The organism is Lactococcus sp. FSL K6-0773 (assembly GCF_038006485.1).
GTDB classification, from domain to species: Bacteria; Bacillota; Bacilli; order Lactobacillales; family Streptococcaceae; genus Lactococcus; species Lactococcus lactis.
Genome location: NZ_JBBOVF010000005.1, coordinates 1 through 11,294 on the forward strand (window position 1 = coordinate 1; position 11,294 = coordinate 11,294).

Annotated in this window: 10 protein-coding genes and 3 pseudogenes; all 13 read right to left on the minus strand. The window is 33.3% G+C overall.

Going from position 1 to position 11,294, the window contains the following annotated elements:
- Positions 1-1,008: RepB family plasmid replication initiator protein (locus tag MHB61_RS13655; protein WP_340817589.1), on the minus strand; the 1,008-nt coding region annotated here is incomplete at its 3' end.
- Positions 1,009-2,456: 1,448 nt separating this feature from the next.
- A pseudogene (locus MHB61_RS13660) lies at positions 2,457-2,657 on the minus strand (hypothetical protein); the annotation flags it as partial.
- A 112-nt stretch (positions 2,658-2,769) separates the two neighbouring features.
- A complete protein-coding gene (locus MHB61_RS13665; RefSeq protein ID WP_137015753.1) occupies positions 2,770-5,688 on the minus strand; it encodes a Tn3 family transposase in 2,919 nt (972 codons plus the stop codon).
- 44 nt (positions 5,689-5,732) lie between these two features.
- Positions 5,733-6,299, minus strand: a complete 567-nt coding sequence (locus tag MHB61_RS13670) for a recombinase family protein (protein ID WP_003130773.1) — start codon at positions 6,297-6,299, stop codon at positions 5,733-5,735.
- On the minus strand, positions 6,296-6,805 hold the full coding sequence (locus MHB61_RS13675) for a MepB family protein (protein ID WP_003130771.1): 510 nt from the start codon (positions 6,803-6,805) through the stop codon (positions 6,296-6,298). Before MHB61_RS13675 ends, MHB61_RS13670 begins: the two co-directional genes overlap by 4 nt.
- Entirely contained in the window at positions 6,805-6,993 is a 189-nt protein-coding gene (locus MHB61_RS13680) for a hypothetical protein (protein WP_003130770.1), read from the minus strand. Before MHB61_RS13680 ends, MHB61_RS13675 begins: the two co-directional genes overlap by 1 nt.
- Positions 6,994-7,261: 268 nt before the next feature.
- Positions 7,262-7,672: pseudogene (locus MHB61_RS13685) on the minus strand (tyrosine-type recombinase/integrase); the annotation flags it as partial.
- Positions 7,673-7,674: 2 nt separating this feature from the next.
- A complete protein-coding gene (locus MHB61_RS13690) occupies positions 7,675-8,559 on the minus strand; it encodes a hypothetical protein (RefSeq protein WP_137015757.1) in 885 nt (294 codons plus the stop codon).
- Positions 8,560-8,690: 131 nt separating this feature from the next.
- Positions 8,691-8,960, minus strand: a complete 270-nt coding sequence (locus tag MHB61_RS13695; RefSeq protein WP_137016285.1) for a hypothetical protein — start codon at positions 8,958-8,960, stop codon at positions 8,691-8,693.
- A 6-nt stretch (positions 8,961-8,966) separates the two neighbouring features.
- The gene (locus MHB61_RS13700) at positions 8,967-9,356 is read right to left on the minus strand and encodes a hypothetical protein (protein WP_137016287.1); all 390 of its coding nucleotides are present in this window, start codon (positions 9,354-9,356) and stop codon (positions 8,967-8,969) included.
- A gap of 20 nt (positions 9,357-9,376) precedes the next feature.
- Positions 9,377-10,543 (minus strand): restriction endonuclease subunit S, encoded by a 1,167-nt coding sequence (locus tag MHB61_RS13705; protein WP_340817590.1) that lies wholly within the window; start codon positions 10,541-10,543, stop codon positions 9,377-9,379.
- On the minus strand, positions 10,531-11,151 hold the full coding sequence (locus tag MHB61_RS13710; RefSeq protein WP_137015761.1) for a DUF3450 domain-containing protein: 621 nt from the start codon (positions 11,149-11,151) through the stop codon (positions 10,531-10,533). Before MHB61_RS13710 ends, MHB61_RS13705 begins: the two co-directional genes overlap by 13 nt.
- Positions 11,151-11,294, minus strand: a pseudogene (locus MHB61_RS13715) (RepB protein); the annotation flags it as partial. The gene MHB61_RS13710 and the pseudogene MHB61_RS13715, both read right to left, overlap by 1 nt.

An 11,294-nucleotide genomic window follows, 5' to 3' on the forward strand; every position in this document is an offset into this window, starting at 1 on the left:
CTTTAACTCGTCATAAAGCGGATAGACGTTCTTTTGCAAACCTGCCATAAGTGCCGTGTCCGTCATTTCAAGAGGGGATAAGAGAAAGTTTTCAATCAATAATCGTGTGTACTTACTTTCCATTGCCTGTTTTAATAAGTCAGCTTCATTTCTTGATTTTTCCTCTTTGTCGGATTGATAATCTTTATCTTCTAACTTATAGCTGTTATCGTCTGCCATGCGTTTCTTCTCAATATGAAAGACAATAGAATCAATTGAACGCCCTTTTTTGACTTTCTCATAGGACACCTTAAAAGTCGTATTATCGTTGATTTCTTTTAAGGGAATATCTAATATTTTTTTAGTAAAATTGGTAAATCGCTGATATTCATTGACGGTATCAGTCATTATTCTTAGTTCTTTAACCGATATTGAGGGATTGCGGTAGCTTTCTACTTGGTCGGCTCTCCGTCCCCCTTTAGCGCTGTAATGTTCATACTGATTGTAATTCATGGATAACCAACGATACAAGATAATGCTGTACTTGCTATTCAATTCAGAAATTTCTGACAAAGCGTGTTGTGTAAAATTCTTTTTAAGATTGATTAAGTAAGGCATAATTTCACGATGAAATTCAATTTTTACTTCATCATGATAATCTGTCCATTCCACGTAAGGGATAGGCACAATGCTTTTAAATTTAAAACCCTTACCTTCTTCTTCTTTGATTTGAAAAAAGGCTTGTTTTTGCATTTTCTCAACCGCTTCTTTAAACCGACGATGCTTGTCATTATCGGATACTTTAAAGAAAGCGAAAAGGTCTCTCTTTGAGAGATAAACGGTATTGTCCTTCGGTGGTTCTTCGGTATTGATACAAGAAACCGCTAATTCAAACATTTTGAGAGGTGTTTTATCCATTTTAGCGATTGATGTTATCAAGCTGTTATGCTCGACGACTTTACGTTTTGAGAGTTCGTTCAAGGTTAGCACCTGCTTTTGATTTTTTGCTTTTTCTGTTATACTAGACATATAAAATACGCTCCTTTGTGTGTTTGAAATAGGCATAGAGAAAGTCATTTTGCCGTGAATTTTCTCTATGCTTTTATTATATCATTTTATAGCTACTTTCTCAATGTTTTAGTAGCTATATACACAGTTTTTAGTAGCTATATACACAGTTTTTAGTAGCTATATACACAGTTTTTAGTAGCTATAAAAATTTGGATAAGCCTATAAACACTGACATTTTTTTCACGCAAAAGAATAAAAGATTAAAATATATAAGATAAATAAATATAGGCTTCGCCTTTTTTCACTCCGTTTAAAAATCTTAAAATCAAGGTCAAAATCATCAAAAAAGGAGTGAGCGAAAACCACGCTCACATTTTACTTGCAGCGTTCACTTCGTTCACTCGCTAAAAGAAAAGATCTAAACCACTTTTAGGAATTTATTGGATTCCCTCTAATTGCTCATATAAGCTGTTTTAACTGTTTGACTAGCTAAATACTCATATCATGCAATCAAGCGTCTTACAGACGGTCAGGGCAAGCCCTAACAACCCTTAAATGAAAAACCGATACTTTGTTTAACTTGTTTTTTTTACAACTTACAACAAGCTATTCAATTCAAAATCAATTTAAACCCACTTAAAAGCTCGTTTAAGCATTCTTAATGCTCCCTTTGAACAAATAGACAGTTTCGAATTAAAGTCGCTTAAATCGAGTTTTAGAGCGTTTTAAAATAGAATGATGAAAAACTAAAAAGTTTCAAACGCTGGTCGGCTTGTTTCGTAAAAAAAGAGTGATGTAATGGCTAAAAATCGTGTATCAGAGGTTGCTTATCGCAACAACAAAATTTCATGCTAGTAGCATCTCTTAAATGAGTGAGTCTTTGTTTAAATTTGTGATACATTTTTCTGATCCATCAAAAACTTCCTCAAAGATAAAATGCCTCAGCGCTCATTCCTCAATCGCCCTTTGTCATTGATTTTGTAATAAGCATTGCGCCCTATTCGGTTACAATCCTCACAACAAAATAGAAAATATAAACCCATAAATACTGCAAGCTATCACATTGTAATACAAAGTACTTCGTTCTTGTATTACAATGTGGCTTGAAAAGGGGGAAGTTTCACTTTCCCCTTTTATCCCCTTTGGATTGTGTCGATTTGCTTTACGCAAACGCCACCTACCCATTTTATAAAAATAAAATGGGCAAAAGATCTTTCTTTTTGTCATACAAAAAGAAGAAAAAGAGAGACGATTTTCTTCTTCAGAAATCGTCCCTCTTTTATCTAAATCCATGGATGAACGAACAAAAAATCTCTCGTATTTTGTTTGTTCATCCACTAAAAATATGCGAACAGTATGGCTTCATTCAATCCTGTTCTTACAAGTCAAAAGCATCGAATCGTCCTCGTACGATTCAACAAAAAAAAGTAGTCGTTTTTGGACGACTACTAAGTTCTAAACATTCATTACCCAAAATCAATTTGGTCTAACATCGTTTCTCGACTGGCTTGATCTAATCCAAGATATGTTAAAGTCATGGCTTCACTTGAATGGTTTAATAAATGCATCACTAAGCCAATATTATAGTTTGACTGGGTATAGACCCGATAAGCGCCTGTTTTACGCATGGTATGCGTCCCTAGATAGTTGATTCCTAAAAGGCCCAGCGTACACATAACCCCCTAAAATCCATATAAGAGATTATATTATTGATTTATCGGTCTTTTTCTATCACTGAATCTTAGTAAAAAGCCTATCATTTTAAAAATGATAGGCTTTTTACTTACCTTGATTTAATTCGCGAAGTTCTTCGGGTAAAGTAGTTAAATCAATTTTATATTCTCCTAACAAATTAATGTGTCTCCAAATTATAGGAGACGTATACTCTAAATACTTCGTTATTTCTGGTTCGCTATTTTTACAATAGTTATACGCTTGTTGCAAATATACAGTATTCCAAAGGCTTATCGCATTAATCAGGATATTCAAAGCACTTGCACTTTGAAGTTGCTTTTCAAAATCCTTCTCCATAAACTTTCCTCTCTGACCATTAAATAACTCCCTGGCTAAATCATTAATAAGTTCTCCACGATTTAGCATTTGTGTGATTACTTTTCGTAAATCTTCATTAATCGCATACTCCAACAAAAAAATAGTTTTCTCAATTTTTCCCAGTTCGCTCAATGCCTGGGCGACTTTATTTTTTCGAGCATAAGAACCAAGCTTATTTAAAATTATTTTAGCGCTAGTTTTTCTTGTTTGAATGGAATAAGCGATTTGTTTAATTTCATCGTAATGCTTTTCTATTAAGTTTAAATTGACAGCGCGCTTAATTAGAGGTTGCATTTTTTTATACTGATCAGGAGATTTTATTGTATATAAGTTCATTGAACCAATATCTCTAATTCGTGGTTCAAATTTGAATCCTAACAAGTGGAATAACGCGAATGCGGTGTCAGTATAAGCATTTGTATCAGAAAAATGTTCTTCAATATTTAATTCCGTATCATGTCCAATGGCACCATCAATAGCACTAGCAGCTTCTCGTTGATTTGTTGCGATCATTTCGACATAATGCGAAATATATTTATCTGCAGTATGACGATAGATAGTTGTCCCTTTTTTATTTCCATAATGAGGATTGAAATCCGAATGAATAGACGAAACTCCTAGCTGCATGCGAAGACCATCTGAGGAAGCCTTTGATCCATCACCCCAAAATTCACTAAAAGGACAAGTAATCTGCTTATTAATTAATACTGACTGTGCTCGTTTGAAAGACTCAGGAGACATACGCCATTGTTTAGCATTTGCCATTTGAGCGGAAGTAATATGCGTAGATTTTCCCATATCTTGAAAGCGAATGTTTAAGCCCATAGCCATTAATGTAGAAAATAATACTTCTAATTCCTCTTTATTTGCTGAGTCTTTGGTGGCCTCATGAATAAATTCGTCCATAAACCCCGTCCAGTTATTGACTTCAATAAGTAATTCGACAAGATTTACATCTGGTAACAGTTTGTACAATGATTTTTTGTAATATTCAGCTTCTTCAGGAGTATTTTTTTCTTTTTTAGTAATAGTAAGTCTATCAAACGATTTTCCAAGTTTCTGATAAGCTTCTAGTCGTTCTTCTAAAACTTCAATTCTCGACGATAAATATTCTTTAAAAGTATCTGGAATTGTATGCGATCCCATCATGGCGTCTGAACTCACAAGATAATTATCTAATTCCTGGTGTAAGACGCTTTGAGGCTCGATAACTTCTCCTGATCGAAGTCGATCATTTAATTCAGTAGCAGCAACTAATTCAAAATAAGAACGATCAATTGTCCCATCTGGGTTTTTGACGAGAGATTGCCATGGCTTTTTAACAAAATTTAATTCAATATCTACAGGTATTTTCCGTTTGTTTTCTTTCTTCAATACAGTAATTAATCTGAGCGCATTAATTAAACCATCATCATCCATTCTAGGTGATTTAAAATCAAGTGTTTCTACTAGTCTTGGTAAGTATCCTCGAATATATTGAGCTTTATACTGTACTAAACCCATATAAGTTCTCTTTCTGGGACTAGCAATTAGAGCTGCTTGTTGTCCTTCTTCAATCAGCTCGTTCCAATCGAATGATTGTTTTAATTGGCGGGCTAAGTTTTGAAAATCATTATTACAAATTGCGTGATCCAGCATACTAACAACCTGAGAAAAGTGCTTTAACATGCGGTTAGATTGCTCGCCCGTTTTTTTATTTTCTTCGTTTTTCTTGTGTAACCCACTTCGTTTAATTGATTGTACAATTTTATTATGTACTTCAATTGCCAAATCAATTAGAGCTTTTCTATAACGAATTAAATAAACTACAAGCAAAGCATATCTTTTTGTTTCTTCAAATCTGCGTAGGTCAAAAGCATGATATCGTTCTGTTAATCTTGCTATCTGACTTAATCTCTTCTCATTGGTAAACGAAAATGTTAACTGCTCCAGTTTCAACTCTTTAATAACCGATATCCGGTCGCAAATTGATAGAATGGTATCTTTACTTGGTTTTCCACTAATATCTTGCAACCAGGCTAGTTTAGATTTTTTGGTATCCAAATTTACTACTAGTAAGCTATCTAATTGTTCCTTTTGATTCTCAGACAAAAGTTCAATTATTTTTTTGTAGAGATATTTTTCGTGATTCTGTCGAATAGTTGAAATCAAACGTTCGATCTCTGAAAGTTCTGGAAGTAAGATATGTTGTTCTCTTAATCGATAAATAGCTAAATTAATTAGAAAAAGTTCATCATTATTTTCTTGTATCGCTTCATTTAGAATATTTTTCAAATAATCCGATGCTTTTGAAGAATATAGGGAATAATTATAGTGTCTGCAAATTTTCTTTAAATGCACTAAGGGGGTATTTTTCTTACTTAAATAGTTATCTAAGTCTATAGTTGATATCTTTAGTTGGTCAGCAACGTACTCAACTAAAGATTTTGATACTTTATCAACCGAATTTAAAGAAATTCCTGGATATCGAGCAAGACACAACTGCAGACCGATTCCTAATCTGTTTTCAACACCTCTGTGAGAGAGAATAAACTTCACATCCGACCGTGAAAAGCTAAAATATCCCTGAAACTCATCCTTTGATAGTTTATCTAAAGATAATAATGCTTCTTGCTGTGCCGATGAAGTCAGTTTATATGCGCCCAAATATTAAGCCTCCTTATTGGTAAGGTGATAAAATGTTGTTTCCTTTACTTTTTATTTTGACCATACCTTTGTTTATATCTCACGATTGTTGACTTATCCAATTCAAACAATCGAGCTGTTTCTGTATACGTATGAACTCTTAAGTAGTCCAGTATTTCTTTAATCTGTTGCGTTGTTTTCTTTGGTTTTCGACCATCTCGATAATTTGGGTTATGTTGTCTTTGATATTCTCTACCTTCTTGGGTTCTTTGAACAATCATATCTCGTTCAAATTGCGCAAAGGCTAAAAACATATTCAACATAAGGCTACCGTTGGGGGTCCTATCAATTCTTCCCATATTAAGAATATTTACAACAACATCCTTTTCTTGTAGCTCTGAAATTAATTCTGTTCCTTGCTGGACAGAACGCGAAAGTCTATCTAGTTTTGCGACAATTAATTCATCACCTTCTGAAAGAATAGAAAGCAATTCATCGAGTTTGGGGCGGTCACGTTTTGTTCCTGTGTATTTTTCACTATAAATTTTTTCTGCCCCAGCATTCTTTAACTGTTCTAATTGATTCGCTAAATCTTGCTCATTTGTTGAAACCCTTGCATAACCATATTTCATTGTACTTCACCTAGTTTTAAGATATCTTCTAATTTATTGTAATCTACAGTCTTACAAGATAAATCTATAAAATAATCCAGTTGCCATTGTTGTGTTTTTTCAGCTGTTTTATTTAAACTTTGTTCCCATAAAGGATAAACTCGTATTGCCATTTTTCCTTTAACTTGAGATGTTCTTAATATTTTTTGCTTTAATAACTCTGACTTCGGAAATACAAATAGTCCTTTGTGTTCATTATCAAACACATTAACAATTAAAAAATCAGGACTGTTTTTATAATCAAATGCTTTATTTTTATTGTTATTATCTTTCTCCCAGAAAACAACGAAATATCCCTTTTTAGTCGGTGTTTTCTTAGCAAGTCTATTACGAAAACTATATTGATTAATGCTAAAAGAAAAACTCTCATACTCACTATTTTGATGTTCTTCCTGATAATTATCAAAAGTACCCTTTAAAAACGGAATAAGCGTATTCTGTAATAGCTCCCCTGACTTTTTCATCATTAAAATTTCTCCAATCTTGAATTACCTTCATTATCAAACCAAAGGCTTTTAAAACGTTTGATCGTATTCCACTGATAACCCGTAGACTTAGCTATTCGTTTAAGACTCAATCCGTCAAGCATATATTCATATGCTAAAGTTTCTCTACTGTTTAAATCTTTTCGACTAAGATACTCTTTTTTTACCATATTTCGCTCCTTTGATTCGCATATAATATTTGCACATCCACATGAGTTGATTTTATCACAATTTAATATCATATGCAAAACTGTTAAGTTATGCATACATATGAGTTTGTTTAATAAGATATTCTATAAACTCAAATGTGCGAAGAAACTAAAAAAGCCCTAAACGAGCGTTTATGAGGCTTACAAAGAATAGAAATATTGTTTGTTTATGGATTATATAACAAAAAATAAAGTTCAAATCTCTTATATGGATTTTAGGGGGTTATGTGTACGCTGGGCCTAAAAGATCACCAACACGTGCCATGACCTTATAAAATTGCTTCTCGGTGATGTGACGGTCTGGGTGAGAAGTTGAAGGAAATAACCACTCTGAATTCATGTTTTGTTGGATGAGCCATGCATGATAAAGCATTAAATCTTGTTGGACAGGTTTTAAATATAACGTATTTCCCTTACCTGTTTTTTGATCATGAATAAATGCAGTTTGTTTGACTGTTCCATCAAGATTAAAGACATCTGTTTTCTTTAATTTCATGACATCACTTACTCTTAACAAGGTCGCTTTCCCCACTTGGAATATCGTATAGTTACGACGTCCAGCACGAAAGCTATCAAGGAGTGTATCTTGAACCATTTTTAAGATATTTGAATCTTTGATGGGTAGAACGATTTGGTGCATATCTATTTAACCTCAACAATATAACATTCCTTGCCTATACTTGGTGCACTTTTGTCAATGAATGACCAATTATTTTTATTGTAGTCATAATATTTAAATGAAAAATCTTTAATTTGAAAGCTACTTTGATCATTCGACTTATATCTGCGATCTCTCAAAAAATTAAAATATAAATGCTTATTAGATTCATGCTTTGAGAGATCAAAAAATTCAACTGCTTGTTTAAAACTAGGAGTTACTCGTATAGAACTAGATTCAAATACTTCAAATGATACCAATATTTCTTCTGCAATTTGACGCATAGCAGCGTATAAAGGGTTTCCATCAGGGGAATCTCCGTTTTGATTATAAAATCCCAATAGTTGAGATTCTTTATACTTGTCAATAGGCCATTTTTCTTTATCTACATGAGCTCCACCATCTTTATTGGCTATGAAACATACAATATCTTTTCGCGAAACATAATCAGACCCTTGTGAGAAGACAGTCTGATTCCACCACAATTCTAGGGGGAAAAATATTTCTGGCATGACATTATTATCATCATCTCGACGTCTGTTAAATACCCCCTTACTTCCTAACGGAAGATAAGAGGCCCCCTCACTTCCAATCGACATCATCAACAAATCCCAAGTAGGTAGTAAATTATGTCGAGAAAAACTGCTGTGAGGTGAATGCCAAAGTTTAAGTTTATTTTCCAAATCTAGCTGATGTAATAGTGAATTGGAAGAATCTGTTTGATGTATTAATACACGAACCTGTGTGGCCATTGGCAAAGCCATATGAATCATACCTGAGTCAAATTGTACCGCATAGCTACGGAGTAGTGCTAATTGAACTTTTAATTTATCATTATTTTCCTTGATCGATCGTTTTTGTCTAGACATACGTTTTCTCCTATCTAGGGAGTATTATATCATTTTTACAAAAAAACAGCCCCTGTTATCTAACTAGTAGATAATGGGTGCTGTTTTAATAAGATTTATCAAGGGCTATTATCTAAATATAGTCCCTGATATTAATCAACTTTTTTATATTTGATCGTTTGAATGACATAGTAGATACTTCCAATAATGAGAGAGACTATAATCCATCCGACTATTATTACAAGTAAGAAAATAAAAATACCTAATACTCGATTGTCCAATGCTAAAAAATCTTTTTTAAGGTCTTGAAAATCACTTTGATTAAACAGTAATTTTATTAATACATTCAACACCATTAATCCTAATATAAAGAGGCTAGTTTGCTTAATACTTCTAATAAAATTTGGTTTTTTTTGTTCCATAATAGATTACTCCTTTTTTCTTAAAATATTATATATTGGAATAGTTCCTAATATGACACTCCAGATTATTGGAGCAATAATTTCAAGCGCTGAGTGGACTATATAAGGATTTTCAGAAACGACATATGGTTTATGCTTTAGAAAATAGATTTTCACTGCATCCCCATTTCTAAATTTTGACTGATAAGCATCTACTCCATAGGGATTTTCTGAGAAATTATAGGTTTTAACATGATGACTATCCACTTTAATTTTTGCAATAGCCATACGTTTTTCTCCTCTAGAAAACTCTCTCTGTTCTTTCCATGAGGAGTATGAACTAATGATTAGTAAGATACTTATCATCACCAAAAAAATGTTAGCAATTATCTTTAAATATTTTTGTATAGTTGCCATAGTTTAGACTCCTAATTTTTTTAAATGAACATTTTTTGTAAAAAGCCTTTTTTCTGTTCCTTGAGTAAATCCAACTTACGTTGATGAAGAGCGATAGTCTCGTCTAATTGTTTGAAGAAGGTTCCGATTTTGACCTGTTCATCTTTGTTTGTTGTAAACCAAATATCTTCATTCTTGAGTATCGTAAAGTGGCGCTTGTATCCCTGTGATGCTGGCTTATATCGTTCTAATGTCACATAAAAATATCTGCCATCAAATTCATCCGCACTAATGATTTTTACTCCATCAGTAGCTATAAAGAACGGTTTTGTTGGTTTGAATAGAGAAACAGTATGGTCTCCAAATAAAGTTACATCGTAAAAATATTCAAACGGTTCTCCATTAGCATATCCAGCAATAGGTTTGTCTCCTTGTTGAATAACTTCATAATTTCCAACATCATTGGGCTCTGCTAAATATGAACGAAAATGATGAGTTTTTATCATTTCCTTAGCCTTACGCTCTTCCCAATCGTCAGCAAACCCCGCAAATCGCAATTCAGGAACTTTTTCACCATTTTTAGGGAACATTTTTTGTAAGTAGCCTTTTTTCTGTTCCTTGAGTAAATCCAACTTACGTTGATGAAGAACGATAGTGTCATCTAACTGTTTGAAGAATGAGCCTATTTTTTGTTGTTCTGAAAGTTCAGGTACCATAATCGACATTTTCGACATTTGCTTACCTGAAACCTCAACAAAAGTAGAACCTGCACCGGTGACTTCCCCATATCGCTTGAGCTCATTAGTTCTTGAAAAAATAAAATAACTATCAAGTTTATTTTGATCAGGAACAATTGATTGAAACCCTTGATTAGTTGTAGCTTCTTTGGCTAATATAGCGGTGTTTCCGATACCAGCACGAGAAGTAAATAAGACGGTTCCTACTGGTAAAATTCGAGCTGAACTCTTCTTTAGACCTAGTTCAGTAATAGTCTTTTTACTTTTACTAACATAACTTTGTTCTCCAATTTCAGCTGGTGCATACCAATCAATATCACCGTCCCAGTATTCAGGGTTCGATGTACTTGGTGTTCCACCACCAACAATATTAGATAATTCTCCTAACTTACGCTCTTCCCAATCATCCGTAAATCCCGGAAACCTTAATTCTGGAACTTTCTTTTTAACTGAATCATCTATTTTCGCCATAGTCCCCACCATTTTCTTGGTTTTTCTTGTTCTTCTATCCTTTTTTGATCTTTGATTTGTTCCTGCAAATTTTCCAACTTCTCTTTAAGAGCGTTCACTTCATCTTTATATTGATTGTCTAAGTGTTTGAATTCTGTTTCCTGTGAGGGCATTTTAAGAGCTTTAAGGTTATCATTCTCCGCCTTGTACTCTTCTAGCAACTTTTTATCCTGCAAGGCTAATCGTTGTTGTTGGTCTAACAAATTAGTTAGTTTTTCTATTTGTTGGTCTTTGCTACTTATTTGTTGGTCTTTGGTAGATATGATTTTATCCTTGTCTATTTTCAAATACTCAACTTCTTTGATTAATCTATTAATAAAGGGATTATCTAATTTTTCATCTTCAAAATTTTCTTTGCTACCTATTTGTTGGTCTTTTGTATTTGATTTGCTACCACTTTCTACTTTACCTAAAATTATTTTTTCTGCTTTAGAATTTATTAGATTAGACCCATTGGAACTTTTAAGCTGTAATTCTTTTGGTAACCTTTGGTAGTGATATTGAATATTTTGTTTTGTAACACTCAACTCATCTGCAAGCTCTTTGATTGTCTTTAACTTTTCACTCATCATAAGTCCTGCCTTTTAACCGTAGGTAGATATTGCTCGATTGCTTTTTTCAGATACTTCGCTACATTGCGTTTAGAATAGGCTTCTTGTTTGCTAGATACATAAGACAAGTGGTCTTTGACCCCATTCAATCCTCTTAATTC